The sequence below is a fragment of the Erythrobacter sp. JK5 genome, from assembly GCF_018205975.1.
In the GTDB taxonomy this organism is placed as follows: Bacteria; Pseudomonadota; Alphaproteobacteria; order Sphingomonadales; family Sphingomonadaceae; genus Erythrobacter.
Window position 1 is genome coordinate 404888 of record NZ_CP073577.1, and the last position, 19945, is coordinate 424832.

The following is a 19945-nucleotide window of genomic DNA, read 5'->3' on the forward strand; positions in this document are numbered from 1 at the left end:
AATCGGCGAGGCAATGCGCCATATCCTGGGTGCCGATAGGAGCCCGGCCAGGGCGCTCGACATGAGGGTCGAGTAGAAGGGGCCGCGCCGCTTGAGAGTGACCCGTGAAACATATCGACACCTTCCCCATGGTCCGGCAAATCAACCGGGACGCCGACCTCACCGCGCATGTTGCGCCGGTGACGCGCAGCGACAAGGTCGCATTTGCGTTCGTGAAGTTGCTGCGCTTCTTTGCCGATACGTTCTTTGCCAAGCGCTACGGCCACCGCGCCGTAGTTCTGGAGACTGTCGCAGCCGTTCCCGGCATGGTCGGCGGGCTGATCCAGCACCTCACCGCCTTGCGCAAGATGCGCGACGACGAAGGCTGGATCCGCACGCTGCTCGACGAGGCCGAGAACGAGCGGATGCACCTGATGACCTTCATCGAGATCGCGCAGCCCAGCTGGTTCGAGCGGATGCTGATCGCGGCGACGCAGATGGTGTTCTACAACCTCTATTTCTTCCTCTACCTGTTCGCGCCGCGCACCGCGCACCGGGTGGTCGGGTATTTCGAAGAAGAGGCTGTGATCAGCTACACGGCCTATCTTACCGAGGTCGATGCGGGTCGGCACGAGAATGTCCCCGCGCCGCAGCTCGCGATCGATTACTGGCAGCTGCCGGCCAATGCCCGTCTGCGCGACGTGATCATCGCGGTGCGCGCCGACGAGGCCGAGCATCGCGATGTGAACCACGGTTTCGTCGATATCCTCGACGAGCGGCGCCAGCGGCTCCCGGTCGGGGACAGTCTCAAGGCTTGACCCGCTCCGCTCCCCGTGCTGCGCAGGGATCCGCAGTATCGGGGAGAGCCAGCCGATGAAGACACGTGCCGCCGTAGCGTTCGAAGCGAAAAAGCCGCTCGAGATCGTCGAGCTCGACCTCGAAGGCCCCAAGGCGGGCGAAGTGCTGGTCGAGATCATGGCGACCGGCATCTGCCACACCGATGCCTACACGCTGGACGGGTTCGACAGCGAAGGCATCTTTCCCAGCATCCTCGGCCACGAGGGCGCGGGAATCGTGCGCGAAACCGGCGCGGGCGTGACTTCGGTCGTGCCGGGCGATCACGTGATCCCGCTCTACACGCCCGAATGCCGCCAGTGTAAAATGTGCCTTTCGGGCAAGACCAACCTGTGCAGCGCGATCCGCGCGACGCAGGGTCAGGGTCTGATGCCCGACGGCACCTCGCGCTTCAGCTACAAGGGCGAGACGATCTACCACTATATGGGCTGTTCGACCTTCTCGAACTTCACCGTCCTGCCCGAAATCGCGGTCGCGAAGATCCGCACCGACGCGCCGTTTGAAAGCGCCTGCTATGTCGGCTGCGGCGTGACGACCGGGGTCGGCGCGGTGGTCAACACCGCCAAGGTCCAGCCGGGCGATAACGTGGTGGTGTTCGGCCTCGGCGGGATCGGTCTCAACGTCATCCAGGGCGCGAAAATGGCGGGCGCGGACCGGATCGTCGGCGTCGACATCAACCCGGCCAAGCGCGAATGGGGCGAGAAGTTCGGCATGACCGATTTCGTCGACCCGCGCGAGACCAAGGACGTGGTCGGTCATCTGGTCGAAATGCTCGATGGCGGCGCGGATTACTCGTTCGACTGCACCGGCAACGTGCAGGTGATGCGCGACGCGCTCGAGTGCTGTCACAAGGGCTGGGGCACTTCGATCATCATCGGCGTCGCCGAAGCGGGTCGCGAAATCTCGACCCGCCCGTTCCAGCTGGTCACCGGCCGCAACTGGCGCGGCACCGCGTTCGGCGGGGCCAAGGGGCGCACCGACGTGCCCAAGATCGTCGACTGGTACATGAACGGCAAGATTGCGATCGACCCGATGATCACGCACACGCTGACATTGGACGAGATCAACAAAGGGTTCGACCTGATGCATGCCGGCGAGAGCATTCGCTCGGTGGTGGTTTACTGATGCCGCAGAAGGTCACTCTCTCCGACAAGTTCGCGATGTTCGACGAGCATTGGGCGCCGCGCCTCGCCGCGCGCTACAACGGCAACGAAGTGCGCCTCGCCAAGGTCGAGGGCGAGTTCCACTGGCACCAGCACGACGACACCGACGAGCTGTTCCTGGTGGTCGAAGGCGTGCTCGACATGGAGTTCCGCGACCGCACCGAAGTGATGCGAGCGGGCGATCTGATCGTCGTGCCCAAGGGCACCGAACACCGCCCCTGCGCGCGCAAGGGCGAGGTCAAGCTGTTGGTGATGGACGCCGAGGGCACGCCCAACACCGGTGACGCAGCGACCGCGTTCACGCCGATCGAAGTGTAGGCCTCTGCCAGCTCACGCAAGAGATCGTCAGCGCGTTTGCTCGCAAGCCAGACTGCCATCGCTCGCCCTGAGCCTGTCGAAAGGCAGCCACGGCCTTTGCCCGCATGTGGGGCAAGCCTGGCGTGGGTCCTTCGACAGGCTCACGATGAGCGGATGCTGGTGATTGGGACTTGCTGGTCGCAAGTCTACGGCGTCAGCGCGGCCGTCAGCCCCGGATCGATCGAGACACTGGATTCGTAAAAGCCGAGCGAACCGGTTCCGGAGGCCGGCAGGGGCAGCTTGGTCGTCCCGCTTGAGCGGTAGATCGTGTAATGCAGGTGGATACCGTACGACCCGCCCGTATTGCCCATCACCCCGATGTTCTGGCCCTGCGTGACGTTGGCGCCGAGGGCCACCGCGAAGCTGGCGAGGTGACCGTATGCCGAGTAGATGTGCCGCCCCAGCGCATCCGTGCCGTGATAGATGACGATCACGTTTCCGTAGCCGGAGCCACCCCCGGCAGCGCCGTTGGATGGGGGCGTGCCCAACCTTCCGCTCACCCCGCGATACACGACAGTCCCGGCCTGCGCCGCCCTGATCGAGGGAGAGGCTCCCGAAGCATTGCGACGCCCGATATCGACACCCCAATGCTTGCGACCGCTTCGAATGGCGCCCCACGGGCTGGTGATGCGACCGTCAGCCGCCCTGACCGGAGAAATGAAGCGGGCAATGTCGACAACGTGTTGAGCCATAAGCGCGTCCCCTAGTTTGCGGCTGAGCAGGGTTTGAGCGACACCGTCCAGCTACCGTCAGCCGAGCGGACAAGGCTTGCATCTGTCGTGGTGGAGGTGTCGAAACCGGGTTTGCCCCAGCCGGTATAGCCGCGAATATTCGCGCAGTCCGGACCGACCCATCCGGCGAACTCTGTCGCTGCGAAATCCTCCATCCCGAACCGCGCTTGCTGGGCGAACGCTCCGTCCTCGCCGCGTTCGTAGACGAAGCTGCCCGAGCCGGAGCCATCGCCGGTCTCGTCGGGATTCACGACGATCAGGTGGCTCCCGGACGAACTGAAGTTAGGCTCTGCCGGAAGAGTCAGCTGCGCGCCGCTCTCCGTATCGATCAGCAGGTATTCGCTGCCTTCATGGTAGAGCTTGTGGATCAGCGCATAGCCTACCGGAGCCTGATCGACGCGCCTGAAATCGACGCAATCGTCGCTGCTGCAGGAACCGTTTGCGACATTGCGCGGCTCGAAGGTCAGATCGCCCGCGGCGGTTTCGACAACCAGCCGGGCGCTCGTTTCGGCTCCGCTTTGCCCGGCGATCGAGCTGGGCGAATGGCATCCTGCAAGGGCAGCAGTCAGGATCGGCGCAAGGATCGCGGGCAGTCGCTTCAAGTCAGGGACTCCTTATCGAAGACAAGGAGTTATGCCATTTAACGTGCCAACTCAATCGCTTTGGTGGAGGGCCGTTCAGACCCCCACCACCGTCTGCTCGATCGAGCCGAAGATCGAGTGGTTGTCCTTGTCGCGCATCTCGACCTTCACCGTGTCGCCCGGCTGCATGAAACGGGTCTTCGCCTCGCCGTCGCGGATCGTTTCGATCATGCGGATTTCGGCGATGCACGAATAGCCGAGCCCGCCTTCGCTGACCGGCTTGCCCGGGCCGCCATCCGCGCCCTTGTTCGAGATCGTGCCCGAACCGATGATCGAGCCCGCGCCAAGGCTCCGGGTCTTTGCGGCATGCGCGACCAACTGGGCGAGGCTGAAGGTCGCATCGACCCCGGCCTCGGCGCGGCCGAACGGCTCGCCATTGTAATCGACCATCAGCGGCAGGTGGATCAGCGAATCCTTCCACGCATCGCCCAGCTCGTCGGGCGTCACCGCGACCGGCGAAAAGGCGCTGGCGGGCTTTGACTGGAAGAAGCCGAAGCCTTTGGCGAGTTCTCCGGGGATCAGGCCGCGCAGGCTCACATCGTTGACCAGCATCACCAGTTTGATGTGGCTGGCCGCGTCTTCTGCCGACACGCCCATCGGCACGTCGTCGACGATCACCGCGACCTCGCCTTCCATGTCGCAGCCCCACGCGATATCGCCCAGCGGGATGTCCGCGCGCGGCGGCAGGAAGCCGTCGCTGCCGCCCTGATACATCAGCGGATCGTGATAGAAGCTCTCCGGAACCTCGGCCCCGCGCGCCTGCCGCACCAGCTCGACGTGGTTGATATAGGCCGATCCGTCCGCCCATTGATAGGCGCGCGGCAGCGGCGAATGTGCCTGACGTTCGTGAAACCGCTCGCACGGTACCGCCTCGTGCTCGACATCGCGCGCCAGCACCTCGAGCTCTGGTGCGACCCGCGCCCAATTGTCGAGCGCAGCCTGCATCGTCGGCGCGATATAGCCCGCGGCACAGCAGCGGGTGAGATCCTTGGATACGACGACGAGCTTGCCGTCACGGGTGCCATCGTTGAGCGTTGCAAGTTTCATCGGTTTCTCTCGGGATTGTCGGGTTGATTATCGGGATGCGCGCGCCGGAAAGCGGGCAGGGCAAGGCACGCCGCCTCGATCCGCGCGATATGCGGGTGATCGGTAAAGTCGTATTCAAAGCGCTGCGCGTTGTAGACCTGCGGCAGCAGCACGACTTCGAACAGGCCCGGTGTATCGAACAGGAAGTCGCCTGTGCCCAGCTGCGCCAGCCGCGCTTCGACCGGGATCAGCGTGCGCGCGAGCCAGTGGCGATACCAGGTGCCGATCTCGTCCTGCGTCTTGCCGTATTGCTCCTTGAGATACTTCAGCACTGGCAGGTTGAGCGGCGCGTGCAGCTCGGTCGCGATCGCATAGGCCATTTCGCGCGCGGTGTAGCGTTGCTCGATGTCCTTCGGCAGCAACGGCGGATCGGGATAGGCCTCGTCGAGCCATTCGATCAGCGCCATCGACTGCGACCGGTCGCGGCCGTCGGCCTCGAGCATCGGCACCGATCCGAACGGGTTGCGACTGGTGAAGGCCTCGCCCTTTTGCTCGGCTTCGAGCAGGTTGACGGGGATGTTCTCGAATTCGAGTCCCTTGAGTTCAAGCGCGATCCTGAGGCGGTACGAGGTCGAGGACCGGTAGTAACCGTAAAGCCGCATCAGAACGCCGCGATCCCCGTCACGGCCCGACCCAAGATCAGCGCGTGCACATCGTGTGTGCCTTCGTAGGTGTTGACCGTCTCCAGGTTCACCGCGTGGCGGATCACCTGGTATTCCTCGCTAATGCCGTTGCCGCCATGCATGTCGCGCGCCTGCCGGGCGATATCGAGCGCCTTGCCGACATTGTTGCGCTTGACGATCGAGATCATGTCGGGGGCGAAGCGGCCTTCGTCCATCAGGCGACCGACGCGCAAGGAAGCCTGCAGGCCCAGCGCGATATCGCTCATCATGTCGGCGAGCTTCTTCTGGTAGAGTTGCGTCCCCGCCAGCGGGCGGCCGAACTGCTTGCGGTCTAGCCCGTATTGCCGCGCCGCGTGGAGGCAGAATTCCGCTGCGCCCATCGCGCCCCAGCTGATGCCGTAGCGCGCGCGGTTGAGGCAGCCGAACGGGCCCTTGAGGCCCTGCACATCGGGCAGCAGCGCGTCGGCGGGCAGCTTCACCTCGTCCATCACGATCATGCCGGTGGTCGAGGCGCGGAGCGAAATCTTGCCTTCGATCTTGGGCGCCGAAAGGCCCTTCATCCCTTTCTCGAGGATAAAGCCGCGAATGCCGCCGCCGTGTTCTTCCGACTTGGCCCAGACCACGAAAACGTCGGCAAAGGGCGAGTTGGAGATCCACGTTTTCGAGCCGGAGATCACGTATCCGTCGCCGTCCTTCCTCGCGACAGTCTTCATGCCCGCCGGGTCGGAGCCGGCATCGGGCTCGGTCAGGCCGAAACAGCCTATCAGCTCGCCACTGGCGAGGCCGGGGAGGTATTTGCGCTTCTGCTCTTCGGAGCCGTAGGCGTAGATCGGGTGCATCACGAGGCTGGACTGCACGCTCGCCATCGAACGATAGCCGCTGTCGACCCGCTCGATCTCGCGCGCGATCAGGCCGTAGGCGACATAGCTCGCGCCGACACCGCCATATTCCTCGGGGATGGTCGCGCCAAGCAGGCCCGCCTGTCCCATCAGCGGGAACAGTTCGGGCGCGGAGGTCTCCTCGCGAAACGCCTCGATCACGCGCGGTTGCAACTCGGACTGCGCGAAGGCGTGCGCGGTGTCGCGGATCATTCGCTCGTCTTCGGTCAGCTGGCTTTCGAGGTCGAACGGGTCTTCCCAATTGAACGGGACCATGCCCGAGGGGGGCTGCTCGAAGACTGGCCGAACTTGTGGGGGGCGTTCACTGGTTACTCCTGAAACCTGTTCATTCCACCTCTCGCAGGCTTGGCGGCGTGCCGCAAGAAAAAGGCGAGCGCGGGGACCGGCCCCGGCTCGCCTTGTCGAACGTTGCGGTGCACCGGCTCAGGCCGCGGCGAGCACCTCGTTCACGGCATCCAGCATTGCTGCGGGCGGGCACGGCTTTTCCAGCGTGGTCGCGGTCGGAAAATGCGCTTCGACCTCGGCACGAGAGTGCCGACCCGAATGGAAAATGATGGGTACGTTTTCGGCGGCAAGCTTCTGTGCGAGAGGAAACACGATGCCATCGTCGAGCTGGATATCAAGGATCGCGAGATCGGGTTTCTCTTTCTGGAACGCGAGCATGGCCGACGAAATGCCGCTGTGCGGACCTTCGACGGAGAAACCCGCTTCCGCGACCGTGTCGCACAGGTCAATACCGATAATCATCTCGTCTTCCGCGACCAGTATGCGTCCGCTCATCGCGCCCTCCCGAATGTTATCGTTTCTCCTAACACGGATCGGGCACTTTTGTTCCGGAAAACCTCACCCGTTCTGGCCGAATCTTGCTGCGAAACCGGATTCATCTCCTGCTGCCAGCAGTTTGGCCTGTTCAACCCAATTGTCGCGGCTGATGCGGCCCTTGAACCGCCCAAGCTGTGCATCGATGCGCTCGACGTCCGAATCGGTCCACGCGGCGATCTGGGCGAAGGTTGTGATGCCCTGCTCGTGAAGCACCGTCGCGAGCTTCGGGCCGAGCCCCTTGATGGTGGTCAGATCGTCGGCGGCAGTTGCCGGGGCTGTGGCCGGGGAGGGGGCCGGAGTTGGGGCGGGCGGAACCGGATCGCCTACAGTCGGCGCGACCGAAACGCCGGCCTCCGCATCGGCGACCGCTCCGGCGGCGGCGATCGTGTCGGAATTGGCGTTGGCCGACGTCGGCCCGAAATCCTGTTCGACCGATCGCGGTGCGTCGATCAGTGCCTGGTTGCGCTGGGCCCGCGCGGCGCCTTCGTCGAGCACGTCCTTGCGGTCGCGGTCCACAACGCTGGTCTTGCGATTGACGAAGTAAAACAGCGCCACCAGCAACAGGAGGACGGCAAGCCCGGCGAGGACATAGGGTAGGGCTTCGTTGAAAGTCATGAATCGGAACCTCGGATTGGGATGATGTCGGCGCGCCCCTTAGCAGGGCATGGGCGGCCCGCCCAAGCCCTTCGATAAGAGGCTCACAGACAAACGGACGGCACGTCGGGAAACGTGCCGCCCGTGTATTCGGTTCCGGTTGCGGAAGGAGGAGGTCAGCCGCCCTTCATGCTGGCCGCAAGGGCGTTGAGCTGGAGGAATTCCTGCCGCCAGAAATCGTCCTGTCTCCCGGCCAGAGCACCGACATCGTCATGGTCGAAGCCCTGCATCTTCTCGTCGCCGCGCAGGATCTGTCCGAATGCGGCGACCGCGGCAGCGAAGGCAAAGTCGCCGCGCGGCGCGCGCGCCGCTTTCAGCTGATCGCTGGTAACCACGTAATCGATCAGTTTCGACGTATCGCCATCGGGCAGCTTGTAGCGCAGTTTCACATGCGCCGCCTCGGCCATCCTGCGGGCGGCTTCGGATTGCGGCGCGTCTTCGTAGCGGCGCGGCGCGATCCAGCCCCTGGCCCCGGTCGGCACCACCTCGTAGATCGCCGTGACCTGATGCCCTGCGCCGATATCGCCGGCATCGACCCGGTCGTTGTCGAAATCCTCTTCGCGCAGCGCGCGGTTTTCGTAGCCGACGAGGCGGTATTGCGAGATCACCGCCGGGTTGAATTCCACCTGGATCTTCACGTCCTTGGCAATGGTGAACAGGGTCGAGCTCATTTCATCGCCGAGCACCTTCTTCGCTTCGAGCGCGGTGTCGATATAAGCGTAGTTGCCGTTCCCGTGATTGGCGATCTGCTCCATCATCGTTTCATTGTAATTGCCCGTGCCGAACCCGAGCGTGGTGAGCGTGATGTTGCGGTCGCGATAGCCTTCGATCATCTCGACCAGCGCCTTCTGGTCCGACACGCCGACGTTGAAATCGCCATCGGTGGCGAGGATCACGCGGTTGACGCCGCCCTCGATAAAATTGTCTTCGGCGATGTTGTAGGCCAGCTGGAGCCCCGCGCCGCCGGCGGTCGAGCCGCCCGCCGACAGCTCGTCGAGCGCGCGGCGGATCTTCTTCACATCGTTGGTGGGTTCGAGCACCAGTCCCGCAGCCCCGGCATAGACAACGATCGAGACGCGGTCCTTCGCGGACAGTTCGCCGGCAAGGCCGGACAGCGCGGTCTTGACCAGCGGCAGCTTGTCGGGGCTGGCCATCGATCCCGAAACATCCATCAGGAACACGAGGTTCGCCGGCGGGCGTTCGGCGCGGTCGATATCGTAACCGCGCAGCCCGATGCGCATCAGGTAGGTGTCGGCGTTCCACGGCGTCTTCGCGACATCGGTGGTGACGGTGAACGGCTGCGACCGGTCGGTCGGGCGATCGTAATCGTAGCGGAAATAGTTGATCATCTCCTCGGTCCGCACAGCGGCCTGCGGCGGCATCGTGCCCTGCGTCAGGAACCGGCGGGCATTGGCATAAGCCCCGGTGTCGACATCGACCGAGAAGGTCGAGACCGGCTCGGCGCTGGTCAGCTTGACCGGCGAGACCTCCTCGCCGTCATAGCGCTCGCGGCCCGGATCGGTGGCGACAACGACCGGCGGGACGAAGCCCGGTGCGGGCGCAATGGCAGGGGCGACCCGCATGGCTCGCGATTCCTGCGCCTGATTGGCTACGCGCGATCCGGTGACGACAACCGCGTTGTCTGCGGTTGAGGCCCGTGGCGGCGGCGGAGGTGGTGGAGGGGGAGGCGGTGCCTCGGTCGTGCTGTCAACGGGCTTGCCGGTGCTCGCGATCTCACCGCTTTGCTGCGCGGCGCATCCCGCGATTGCAACGCCCAAAACTAAAACGCTGGCCAGTTTCCACGCACGCATCGCACACTCCCCTCATTACCCGGGGCAAAGCTCTGCCGAAGCGAGTGAATAGCGACTGAATGCTCTGTAAGGGCGATGAAATGTGGCCGCTTCAAATATCCGAAACTGCGGCATCGGGAGACACGTTCTTGCGAAACAGCACGCGATCGTCCTCGCCAAATCCGCGTTTCCAGATCACGTAGCCATAAGCTGCAAGGATCGCCGGAATGCCGACCAGCAGCTCAATCCATTCGGGCAGCAGCGTGAACGCGAAACCGATCACCACCGCCGGGCCGGTCGCCCACACCAGCCCCCAGCGCCAGTTGCTCACCGGTGCCTTGAGCAGGGTCTTGAGCACCAGCGCCTTGATCAGGCTCGACGCGCCGAGCGCCAGGAACAGCGCCAGCGCGGCCCCCGCCGCCTTGAAGCCTTCCCCGAGTTCGAGATGTTCGGCGAGCAGGATCAACGCCACCGTCAGCACGCCCTGGAGCGTGATGATCCCGATCGAGATCGCAAGGTTTCGCTTGCGCGCGATGTAGACCAGCACGCTTTCCGACACGACCGCCATCGACCCGGCAACCTCGGCCATCAGCAGCAGCGCAAGCGCGCCGGTGCCGCCGACGATCGCCGGCCCGCCGAGCCCCATCACCGCTTCGCCCGGGATCGCCAGCGCGAGTGCGATTCCAAGCTGCAGCGCGATGATCCAGAACCCCACCTGCCGCACCTGCGCCGCGATCGCGGTCATGTTGCCGATCTTGAGGTTCTTGGTGATGACCGGGGAAAGGATCGGCTCGAAACTCGATTTGAGTTTCTGCGGCAGGCTCGTGACCTCCTTGGCGAAGAAGTAGATGCCGACTGCTGCCGCCGAAGTGAACTGGCCGAGCAGGAAGATGTCGAGCAGCCGCGTGCCGCGTTCGATGACGTCCGCCCGATCAGCGGCAGCGCGCGGGCGGTCATCTTGCCGAGATAGCGCGGGCGCGGTCGCCACCCGCGCGGCAGGCCAAAGGTACGGAAGAACGACCACGCGGCGGTCAGCAGCCCGGCATAGATCGAAGCGAGAAAGGCGAGGGCGAGGCCACCGTCGCTGACCGCGGGAATGAAGAAGAACGCCCCGACCGCGATCGAGCGGGTCCACGGCTCGACGATCGCCCGCGCCCGCACGGTGGTGGCGATATCGTAGCGATAGGCCTGCGCCGCCAGCAGGATTTCGGTGAGCGCGAAAGCAGGGACGGCGGCGATCATCCAGATGTCGAATTCACTGCTGGTACCGCTCGGGAAGACGATCACCGGGAACAGCAACAGGATCGCGCAGGCGACCAGCGAGATCAGCAGCGAGGCCAGCATCCCGTCGAACACGAGGTTCGATTGCGGGGCGTGATCCGCCGCGCGAGCGTCTGACCCTTCGGTAAGGCGCTGCGCCAGCCCGCGCTTTTCCCCGAGCGCGCAGACCAGCGCGAGGACCTCGATGATCACGAAGGCCGAGGCGAAGCGCCCCATGTCTTCGACCCCGTACAGGCGGTAGCCGATGAACAGGAACGGGATGTTGCCGAGCAGCCGGATGACGAAGCCGAGCGTATTCGTGCGCCCGCCCCTGGCCAGCGTCGCCATGTCGTCGCCACCGGTGGCGGGTTGCGGTTGCGCCTTGGCGTCGGTCATTCGCCGTTGTCTGTCTGTTCGGCGCGCAGGGGGCGGGCGAGCAGCCTGGCAACGACCTCGCGCGTGTTTTCGCCCTCGAGGATGGCATGGACGGCCATCACGATCGGCATGGCGATATCGCGCTCCTGGGCCAGCCTGGCCAGCACCGGCGCGGTATGCGCGCCTTCGGCTACGGTGGTGCGATCGGCCATCAGGTCGGCGGCGCTCTGGCCCTCGCCGAGCGCCTTGCCGAGCGAGAAGTTGCGGCTCGACGTCGAAGAGCAGGTCAGCACCAGGTCACCGAGCCCGCACAGCCCTGCGAGCGTTTCCGCCCGCGCACCCAGCGCCTCGCCGAAACGCAGCATTTCGGCATAACCGCGCGCTATCAGCGCGGCGCGTGCGTTCTGGCCGAGCGCAAGGCCGTCGACCAGGCCACACGCGATGGCGAGCACATTCTTGATCGCTCCGCCGATCTCCGCTCCAACCACGTCGTCGGTGAAATACGGGCGGAAAGCCGGCCGGGCGATGGCGGGCTTGAGCCGCTCCCACTGAGCTTCGCCGCCACCGCAGGCGAGGGTGACCGCGGTGGGCAGCCCGGCGGCAACTTCATGCGCGAAGGTCGGTCCCGAAAGGACCGCGATGGTGCTGTCGGGGCAGGCCGAGCGCGCGACATCGTTCATCAGATGCCCGGTCCCGGCTTCGATCCCCTTCGAACACAGCACCAGATCGCGGGGAGTGTTCGGCAGTTGGCTCAACACCTTGCCGAGCACCTGTGCCGGGGTGACGCCAAGGACGATGTCGAGCGTGGCGAATTCGCCGAGATCCCCGGTGGCGCGTATGCCCGGCGCAAGCTCGGCGCTGGGCAGGTAGACAGGGTTCCTGCGTTCGGCATTGATCGCCGCGACCACCTCGGGCTCGTAAGCCCACAGCAGGACCTCGCGCCCGTCGCTGGCAAGCATCTGCGCCAGCGCGGTGCCCCACGCTCCTGCGCCGACGACACCGATCGTCTCCCGATCGTCCCGAGTGTTTCGAAGGGTCATGCCTTGACTCCTGCGCCGCGCACCTTCTCGGCTTCGGGATCGAGCGGCCAGCGCGGTCGCGCCTTGATATCGAGCGGATCCGATTGCCCGAGCGGCAGGCGCTCGCAACCGGCCCAGGCGATCATTGCGGCATTGTCGGTGCACAGTGCCAAGGGCGGGGCGACGAAGCGCATATCGTGCTGCGCCGCGAGCGCCTCGAGCGCGGCGCGCACTGTCTGGTTGGCTGCAACGCCCCCGGCAACCACCAGCGCAGGCCACTTGCCTGCCGCGAGCGCATGGCCGAGCCGGTCGATCAGGCAATCCACTGCCGCCTGCTGGAAACTCGCCGCGATGTCTGCAGCGGTATGATCGCCGCTCTCATGTGCACGCAGCACCGCGCTTTTCAGCCCGGCGAACGAAAAGTGCGGTTCCTTCGATCCCTTCATCGGACGCGGCAGCGCAACCGCACCGGGATCGCCTTCGCGCGCCAGCCGTTCGACCGCCGGACCGCCCGGATAGCCGAGCCCGAGGATCTTGGCGGTCTTGTCGAACGCCTCGCCCAGCGCATCGTCGATCGTAGTGGCGAGCCGGCGGTATTCGCCGACTCCCTCGACGCCGAGGATCTGGCAATGCCCGCCGGACACGAGCAGCAGGAGGTAGGGAAACGCGAGATCGGGATCGGCAAGCCGGGGTGAAAGCGCGTGGCCTTCGAGATGGTTGATCGCCATCAGGGGTTTGTCGCTCGCCATCGCCAGCGCCTTGGCGCTGACCAGCCCGACCATCACGCCGCCGATCAGACCCGGACCTGCAGTCGCGGCGATCGCGTCGACATCGGCTAGGCCGAGCCTGGCATCGGCCATCACCGCTTGGAGCATCGGTGCCAGCCGCTCGGCATGCGCGCGCGCCGCAATCTCCGGCACCACCCCGCCATAGGGCGCATGCTCGGCCTCCTGCGAGGCGATCCGCTGCGCGACAATCCGCCGGTCGCCGGTCACCAGCGCCACCGCCGTCTCGTCGCAACTCGACTCGATCCCGAGCACCAGCGCCGCGTGGTCTGGATTGTGCGTTGTCGATCCCATCGCGCTTCCACTTACTCGCTCCTCAAGCTAGGGCAAGCGCGAGCATGAGCCAGTCAACACCCGGAAATCCGCCCACCAAGGTCAAGATCCGCCTCGGGACCCGCAATTCGCCGCTGGCCATGGCGCAGGCGATCGAGACCCGCGCGCGGCTCTGTGCGGCGCATGGCTGGAGCGAGGACGCAGTCGAACTGGTTCCGGTTCTGGCGAGCGGCGACAAGGTGCTCGACCGCCCGCTGGCCGAGATCGGCGGCAAGGCGCTGTGGACCAAGGAACTCGACGCCTGGCTTGCCGAAGGGCTGATCGATGCGGCGGTGCACTCGGCCAAGGATGTCGAGACGTTGCGGCCCGATGCGTTCCACTTCGCCGCTTTCCTGCCGCGCGCCGACCGCAGGGACGCGCTGGTCGGGGCGGATAGTATTGCGGCAATCCCCCGAGGCGCGGTGGTCGGCACCAGCGCGCCCCGGCGCGCAGCGCAGCTGCTCAACCTGCGGCCCGATTGCCAGGTGGTTACCTTCCGCGGCAATGTCGCTACGCGGCTCGGCAAGCTCGGAGCGGGAGAGGCGGATGTGACGTTCCTTGCGGCGGCGGGGCTGGAGCGGCTGGGGCAGTCCGCGGTCGGATCGCCGCTGCCGGTTGGCGACTGGATTCCGGCTGCGGCGCAGGGCGTGATTGCGCTGGAATGCCTCGCCGACAACCGGGCCGCTACCCAAGCGCTTGCCGCGATCGACCACGCCGCGACCCGGGCCGAGATCACGGCAGAACGCGCGCTGCTCGCCGGTCTCGGCGGGACCTGCCACAGCCCGGTGGCGGTGCTGTGCGACGGATCGGGCCATGGACTGACCCTGCGCGCGGCGCTGTTCAGCCCCGATGGCAGCGAACGGATCGAAGGCAGCGCACAGTTCGCACCCGGCGATCACGACCCGGTGCACGCTCTTGCCGAAGACCTGCTGACCCGCGCGACGCCCGGCATCGCGCCGCATTTCCGCACCACGGCATGACGACGCCGGTTCTGGCGATCCGTCCCGAACCCGGGCTTTCCGCGACGCTGGAGGCGGGGCGCAAGCTTGGCCTCGACATGCATGGCTGTGCCCTGTCGCTGGCGGAGCCGGTGGCGTGGGACGCGCCGGAACCGACGGATTTCGATGCGCTGCTGGTGGGAAGCGCCAACGTGTTCCGGCATGGCGGGGCGCGGCTCGATGCGCTGAGGCAACTTCCGGTCCACGCTGTCGGAACCGCGACGGCGCGGGCGGCCGAGCGCGCGGGCTTCGCGGTCGCGGTAACGGGCGAAGGCGGATTGCAGAGCGTGATCGACGCCGCGCACCCACCGATCCGGTTCCTGCGCCTTTCCGGAGCCGAACGGATCGATCTGACCGCTGCCGACGGGGTCTCCATCGACGAGCGCGTTGTTTACCGGATGGTCCCCTGCATGCTGTCCGAACCGGCTGCACGGCTGCTCCGGCGCACGCCTGTCGTGGCGCTCCATTCGGCGGCATCAGCCCGGCAGTTCGTTAGCGAATGCAAACGCTTACACGTTGAACCTGCTACAGTGTCGATTGCTGCGCTGGGGCCGCGCATCGCCGATGCGGCGGGCCGGGGCTGGCGCGCCATCCACATTGCCCCGCATCCCAGCGACAGCGCTCTGCTGGAAATGCTGCGGGACATGTGCAAATAAGGCCGGAAACCACCCCGCATGCCCTCGGGCGGAAACAGGGTCGCAGAACGGAATACGATGGAATCGAAATACGGTAGCCGCCGCAAGCCTGCCTCAAACCGGGGATTCATGCTCGCCGCCCTGGCGTCCTTCATCGCGGGAGGAATGCTGGTGGGCTATATCGTGTGGTACAACGCGCAGCCCGACACTCCCGAGATCGAAGCTGCCGGTGCTTCCCTCGCCGAGACGAGTCCGAGTGCCACGACGCCCGCCGCAGCCTTGAGCCCGACGCCGGCAATCGCCGAAGCGATCGAAGCGATCGAGGCCGACAATCCCGAAGGCGCGGTGGAAGCCGTCACCCGCGTCGTGGCTGAACAGCAGGGCGGCATCGACCAGCGCCTCGCAGCGGCCGAACAGCGGCTCGCGCGGCTCGACCTGCAGGCGCAGGCTGCTGCGGGCAATGCCGCGCGCGCCGAGGGTCTGCTGATTGCGTTTGCAACCCGCCGCGCGATCGAGCGCGGGGCCGAACTCGGCTATCTCGCCGACCAGCTGCGGCTGCGCTTCAGCGACCAGTGGCCCAATGCGGTCAGCACAATCATCAATTTTTCGCGCCGCGAAACGCCGATCCGGCTCGATACGCTGATTGCCCGGCTCGAAGGGTTGGGCCCGCAACTGTCCGAGCGCGAGGAATCGATGTCGTTCCAGCGTTTCCGTCGCGAACTTGGCCAGCTGTTCGTGGTCCGGCGCGAAAGTACGCCGTCCCCGAAGCCCGAACGGCGACTCGAACGCGCCCGCTTTGCGCTCGAACAGGGGCGTTTCCGGAACGCGATCGACGAAGTGCGCAACATGCCCGGTGCGGAAAAGGCCGAAGCCTGGATCGCCGATGCCGAAGAATACATGCGCGTGATGGAAGCGCTCGAGCGGATCGAGACCGCCGCTGTGCTCGACCAGAGTGGATTGCGCGATGGTGCCGGCAACCCCGTGCGTCAGCCAAGCCCGCTCGACAGCGCCAACGAAGAATAGCGGCGCGAGGGCCTGCGCCCTAGGCCTTCAGCAGTTCCGGCAAATCGCCCGAGACGCCGCGCGCTTCGTCCATGAACCAGTGTTTGAGCGGCCCGGTGCGCTGCACCGCCGCCATGCCCAGCCGTCGCACCGCCGAAGCGGTCTTGCCCGGCGCGCCGAACAGCCGCGTAAGGCCGTCGGTCGCCAGCGCGACCATGAAACTGTCGAGCCCGCGCCAGTTCTCGTAGCGCTTGAGCAATTGCGCATCGCCCGGGTCGAGTCCGATCCGCGCACCTTCGGCCAGCACCTCGACCAGCGCCCCGACATCGCGCAGCCCGAGATTGAGGCCTTGCCCGGCAATCGGATGGATGCCGTGGGCGGAATCGCCCACCAGCGCGAGCCGCTCGCCCGTGATCTTCGCGGTGTGGTGGAAGCCGAGCGGCCAGCTGGATCGCGCGCCGACGCTCGTCACCGTGCCGAGCACGTCGCCCATCCGTTTCTGCACTTCGGCGAGAAACGCCCGGTCGCCGAGCTTCATCACCGCGTTCCCGTCTGCCTCGGACACAGTCCACACCAGCGAGGACCGGTGGGTTCCGTCCGCATCGTCGTTCATCGGCAGCAGCGCGAACGGTCCTGCGGGATAGAAGATCTCCCACGCGACATGATCGTGCGGTTTCGAATGCGTCAGACCCGCAATGATCGCGCGGTGCTTGTAATCCCACCTGGCGATGGTGATCCCGGCCTCTTCGCGCGTGGGAGAACCGCGCCCTTCGGCCGCGATCATCAACCGGCCCTTGAGCTTGCGGCCATCGGCGAGAACTGCCGCGACGCCAAATTCGCTGCGCTGGCGCTCGCTGATCTCGGCCTTCGAAACCCAGTGGATCAGCGGTTCTTTGGCGGCGGCTTCGAACAGAGCGAGGCGCAGGCGGCGATTGGGGAACATCCGGCCCAGCGTGCCTTCGTGCGGTTCAGGCTGGAAATCGATCCGCCCCGGCTTGTTCTGGTCGGTCACGGCGATGCTGGAGATATTGCAGGCGAACTGCTCCAGCCCCTCGGCCATGCCGATGTTGCGGAACAGGTGCCAGCTGGCGGTCGAGATCGCTGTGGCGCGGTCGTCGAAGCCTTCCTTGGTCAGCTCCGCTGGATCGGCGCGGTCGATGACATGGCTCGACAACCCCTTCCTTGCCGCCGCCAGCGCCAGCGTCATGCCGACCAATCCTCCGCCTAGGATCAGGAGGTCGCAGGTTTCGGTTTCGGGGTTGGTCATTGGGTCACCTTGTTCGCATTCATTGCGAATATCGAGTGTGATCCCTAGAGGTTCCGCCGTGATCGAAGCAAGATTGTTCCCGCACTGGAAAGCGCTGTTGTTTGCGTGGCTCGTTGCGTTTGCCGCACTCATTGCCGTGTCGGTGCAGGCGCAGGAGAGTGAAGCTCCGCGCGAGGCGCGGTTCGGCGACGCAAACATCGCGGTCGAGTTGCTCGCCGATGGACTGCCCAAGCCGGGCGAGGAGTGGATGCTGGCGCTGAAGTTCACGCCGAGCGCGCCGGAGTGGCACGGATACTGGTCCAATCCCGGCGACGCGGGGCAGGGGATGCGGCTGGAGCTGGACCTGCCCCAAGGGTGGCAGGCGGGCGAGGCGCTCTACCCGGTGCCGAAGACGCTGCTGATCGGCGACCTGATGAACCACATTTACGAAGGGCAATACGCCGTGCTGGTGCCGGTGCGCGTGCCCGAGGATGCTGTGGTCGAGGGGCTGCCGACGATCGGTGGCTACGTCGATTATCTCGCCTGCACCGACAGGGTGTGCGTGCCGCAGGACGCGGCGCTGAGCATCGGCATGGGCGGCGATTTCGCGCGCTGGCGGGCGGAGGTGGCACCGCTGCTGGACTCGGAAGCCACGCTGCAATGGGCTGCAACCGATCTCAGGCTCGCAATTCCACTGCCCGCGAGCGTCGCCCTCACCGATCCACATGTCTTCATCGCCGATACGGTCAATTTGCAATATGCGGCGAAACAGACCTTCCGGCGTTCGGGCGATCAGGTCGTGGTCGAGATTCCTTTGCGTTCAGGAGGAAGCAGCCCCGATAGAGTCACGGGAATTCTGGCTTTCGGCGAGGGCGCGGGAGTCCGGTTCGAGGCCATGGCAGGCGAAGTGGCTTTGGAAGGCGAAATGATCGCCGGTCCAGTCGGAATGGCGGGCACCCCGCCGTTCTGGACGCTGATCCTCGGCGCATTGGTCGGCGGGTTGATCCTCAACATCATGCCCTGCGTGTTCCCGATCCTGAGCCTCAAGGCGCTGTCGCTGGCGCGCGCGGGGGAGAGCGAAGTGCAGGCGCGGCGCGAGGGGCTGGCTTACACAGCAGGGGTGGTGCTGGCCTGCGTCGGGCTGGGAGCGCTCATGTTGGCGTTGCGCGCGGCGGGCGAGCAGGTCGGCTGGGCTTTCCAGTTGCAGGAGCCGGGCATTGTCATCGTGCTGCTGGTGCTGGCCGCGACCATCACCGCGAACTTCGCTGGCGTGTTCGAGCTGCCGTCCTTCACTTTCACGCAAGCGGGGGAGCCGGGCGGAGCGTTTGCGACCGGACTCCTGGCGGCCTTCGCGGCGACGCCGTGCACAGGCCCGTTCATGGCGGCGGCGCTGGGAGCGGCCTTGCTGCTGCCCGCACCGCTGGCGCTGCTGCTTTTTGCGATGCTGGGACTGGGGCTGGCGCTGCCGTTCCTGTTGATCGGCTTCGTGCCAGCCCTGCGCGGGATGTTGCCCAAGCCCGGTGCGTGGATGGAGAGGTTCCGCCGGATCATGGCGATCCCGATGGGTCTGACGACGCTGGCGCTGATCTGGCTGACGGTTCAGCTTGGCGGGCGTGGCTTTGCGCTGTTCGCGCTGGTGATGCTGTTCGGGATCATCTTTGCGCTGTGGGTGGTTGGCAAGCTGCAGCAGCGCGGCAAGATGGCGTGGCCCGCCTTCGGCCTGGTCGCTGCTCCGTTCCTGATCTTTGGCGCGTTTTCGCTGCCTTACAGCTTCGCGCAGCAGACCCGCGAGGCGTCGGAATCGCTGCTCGCCCCGCGCGAGTTCAGCCGCGATGCTCTGGCCGAGGCGCGCGCGTCCGGTCAGCCCGTGTTCCTGTGGTTCACGGCCGACTGGTGCGTCACCTGCAAGGTCAATGAAAGCGTCGCGATCGAGCGCGAGGCGACCCACGACGTGTTCGAGCAAGCGGGGGTGATCGCGATGGTCGGCGACTGGACCGTGCGCGACGAAGAGATCACCACCTTCCTGACCGAGCAAGGCGCGGCGGGCGTGCCGCTTTACCTGTGGTACGAGCCGGGTGCGGAGGGCGAGCAACTGCCGCAGGTGCTGACGCCCGACATGCTTACGGAGCGAGCGTCTCGGGGTCGGGCAGCTTCGGTGCCACCTCGCCCCGGCAATCAGCAAGGAATTGCGAGGGCAACGCGCTCGGATTGAGCGTCACCATGCCCGCGCCGGGCACCGTAACCGTGACCTGACGCGGCCCGGACAATGGCTCCCAGCGCGCATCCGTCGCGGGAAGTGCGCCTTGCCAGATCGAGCGCCCCGAAACCTCGGTTGCATCCACCTCCATCCGCCCGATCGCACCATTGCCGACCAGCGCCAGCATCGCCCCCGCGCCTTCGTCGGCAGGGCTGAGGCGCGCGATGCGAAGGGTGGGTTCAGAGGTGTCGCGAATACAGGCAAGCGCCAGCAGCACCGGCTGCCCCGGTACGCCATAGATGATCCGTTCCGCCTCAGCGCTTTCCGCCCAGACCGCCCCTTCGGTATCAGGCGAGGGCAGCGGATCGGAGGCGAATGTTTGCTCGGCCTCCGGCATATCGCGCGCCATATCCGCATCGGTAGGCGGAGGCTTGCACGCAGCCAGTGCCAGGAGCACGGTGAAGAGAAACAACAATCTCATATGTCTGGCATCTCGTCGGGCTGGATCGGGACCGA

The 19945-nt window shown here is 65.8% G+C and carries 19 protein-coding genes and 1 pseudogene; 7 read left to right on the forward strand and 13 right to left on the reverse strand.

The features are described 5' to 3' along the window. Window positions 1–128 precede the first annotated feature (128 nt). The 3 genes from KDC96_RS01810 to KDC96_RS01820 are packed head-to-tail and all read left to right on the forward strand — an operon-like array spanning window position 129 to window position 2315. A complete protein-coding gene (locus KDC96_RS01810; RefSeq protein ID WP_212450193.1) occupies window positions 129–797 on the forward strand; it encodes an alternative oxidase in 669 nt (222 codons plus the stop codon). Between the two features lie 55 nt (window positions 798–852). After that, window positions 853–1959 (forward strand): S-(hydroxymethyl)glutathione dehydrogenase/class III alcohol dehydrogenase, encoded by a 1107-nt coding sequence (locus tag KDC96_RS01815; RefSeq protein WP_212450195.1) that lies wholly within the window; start codon window positions 853–855, stop codon window positions 1957–1959. Then, window positions 1959–2315 (forward strand): cupin domain-containing protein, encoded by a 357-nt coding sequence (locus KDC96_RS01820; RefSeq protein ID WP_212450197.1) that lies wholly within the window; start codon window positions 1959–1961, stop codon window positions 2313–2315. The genes KDC96_RS01815 and KDC96_RS01820 overlap by 1 nt, the downstream gene beginning before the upstream one ends. Before the next feature lie 185 nt (window positions 2316–2500). Here KDC96_RS01820 and KDC96_RS01825 read toward each other — a convergent pair whose 3' ends face one another. The 11 genes and pseudogenes from KDC96_RS01825 to tsaD form a co-directional block, all read right to left on the reverse strand. Next, window positions 2501–3046, reverse strand: coding sequence for a M23 family metallopeptidase (locus KDC96_RS01825; RefSeq protein WP_212450199.1), 546 nt, complete (start codon window positions 3044–3046; stop codon window positions 2501–2503). Between the two features lie 11 nt (window positions 3047–3057). After that, window positions 3058–3687 carry a hypothetical protein gene (locus KDC96_RS01830; RefSeq protein ID WP_212450201.1) on the reverse strand — a complete coding sequence of 210 codons (630 nt, stop codon included), beginning with the start codon at window positions 3685–3687 and terminating at the stop codon, window positions 3058–3060. 75 nt (window positions 3688–3762) lie between these two features. Continuing rightward, window positions 3763–4773 (reverse strand): fumarylacetoacetate hydrolase family protein, encoded by a 1011-nt coding sequence (locus KDC96_RS01835; RefSeq protein WP_212450203.1) that lies wholly within the window; start codon window positions 4771–4773, stop codon window positions 3763–3765. Further along, entirely contained in the window at window positions 4770–5414 is a 645-nt protein-coding gene (maiA, locus tag KDC96_RS01840) for a maleylacetoacetate isomerase (protein ID WP_212450206.1), read from the reverse strand. Before maiA ends, KDC96_RS01835 begins: the two co-directional genes overlap by 4 nt. After that, window positions 5414–6589 (reverse strand): acyl-CoA dehydrogenase, encoded by a 1176-nt coding sequence (locus tag KDC96_RS01845; protein ID WP_212450208.1) that lies wholly within the window; start codon window positions 6587–6589, stop codon window positions 5414–5416. Before KDC96_RS01845 ends, maiA begins: the two co-directional genes overlap by 1 nt. A gap of 168 nt (window positions 6590–6757) precedes the next feature. Further along, window positions 6758–7114 carry a response regulator gene (locus KDC96_RS01850; protein WP_212450209.1) on the reverse strand — a complete coding sequence of 119 codons (357 nt, stop codon included), beginning with the start codon at window positions 7112–7114 and terminating at the stop codon, window positions 6758–6760. A 63-nt stretch (window positions 7115–7177) separates the two neighbouring features. Then, a complete protein-coding gene (locus tag KDC96_RS01855) occupies window positions 7178–7771 on the reverse strand; it encodes a helix-hairpin-helix domain-containing protein (protein WP_212450210.1) in 594 nt (197 codons plus the stop codon). 155 nt (window positions 7772–7926) lie between these two features. Continuing rightward, window positions 7927–9393 (reverse strand): von Willebrand factor type A domain-containing protein, encoded by a 1467-nt coding sequence (locus KDC96_RS01860; RefSeq protein WP_371815517.1) that lies wholly within the window; start codon window positions 9391–9393, stop codon window positions 7927–7929. A 319-nt stretch (window positions 9394–9712) separates the two neighbouring features. After that, window positions 9713–11256 (reverse strand): annotated as a pseudogene (locus tag KDC96_RS01865) (lipopolysaccharide biosynthesis protein). Next, complete coding sequence (locus KDC96_RS01870) at window positions 11253–12275, reverse strand: NAD(P)H-dependent glycerol-3-phosphate dehydrogenase (RefSeq protein WP_212450212.1); 1023 nt, start codon at window positions 12273–12275, stop codon at window positions 11253–11255. Before KDC96_RS01870 ends, KDC96_RS01865 begins: the two are co-directional and overlap by 4 nt. Then, on the reverse strand, window positions 12272–13333 hold the full coding sequence (gene tsaD, locus KDC96_RS01875; protein ID WP_212450213.1) for a tRNA (adenosine(37)-N6)-threonylcarbamoyltransferase complex transferase subunit TsaD: 1062 nt from the start codon (window positions 13331–13333) through the stop codon (window positions 12272–12274). Before tsaD ends, KDC96_RS01870 begins: the two co-directional genes overlap by 4 nt. Before the next feature lie 44 nt (window positions 13334–13377). On the opposite strand from tsaD, the gene hemC reads away from it, so the two are divergent. The 3 genes from hemC to KDC96_RS01890 all read left to right on the forward strand — a co-directional run bounded on the left by hemC (window position 13378) and on the right by KDC96_RS01890 (window position 16007). After that, the gene (gene hemC, locus KDC96_RS01880) at window positions 13378–14331 is read left to right on the forward strand and encodes a hydroxymethylbilane synthase (RefSeq protein ID WP_212450214.1); all 954 of its coding nucleotides are present in this window, start codon (window positions 13378–13380) and stop codon (window positions 14329–14331) included. Then, window positions 14328–15005, forward strand: coding sequence for a uroporphyrinogen-III synthase (locus KDC96_RS01885; protein ID WP_212450216.1), 678 nt, complete (start codon window positions 14328–14330; stop codon window positions 15003–15005). Before hemC ends, KDC96_RS01885 begins: the two co-directional genes overlap by 4 nt. Window positions 15006–15113: 108 nt before the next feature. Continuing rightward, window positions 15114–16007, forward strand: coding sequence for a hypothetical protein (locus tag KDC96_RS01890; RefSeq protein WP_249171876.1), 894 nt, complete (start codon window positions 15114–15116; stop codon window positions 16005–16007). Between the two features lie 19 nt (window positions 16008–16026). Here the strand turns inward: KDC96_RS01890 and KDC96_RS01895 are convergent, their stop codons facing one another. Beyond that, window positions 16027–17253, reverse strand: a complete 1227-nt coding sequence (locus tag KDC96_RS01895) for an FAD-dependent monooxygenase (protein WP_212450220.1) — start codon at window positions 17251–17253, stop codon at window positions 16027–16029. Window positions 17254–17311: 58 nt separating this feature from the next. Between KDC96_RS01895 and KDC96_RS01900 the strand changes: the two genes are divergently transcribed. After that, window positions 17312–19444, forward strand: coding sequence for a protein-disulfide reductase DsbD (locus KDC96_RS01900; RefSeq protein WP_249171877.1), 2133 nt, complete (start codon window positions 17312–17314; stop codon window positions 19442–19444). Here the strand turns inward: KDC96_RS01900 and KDC96_RS01905 are convergent. Next, a complete protein-coding gene (locus KDC96_RS01905) occupies window positions 19353–19910 on the reverse strand; it encodes a hypothetical protein (RefSeq protein WP_212450224.1) in 558 nt (185 codons plus the stop codon). The genes KDC96_RS01900 and KDC96_RS01905 overlap by 92 nt on opposite strands. Window positions 19911–19945 lie beyond the last annotated feature (35 nt).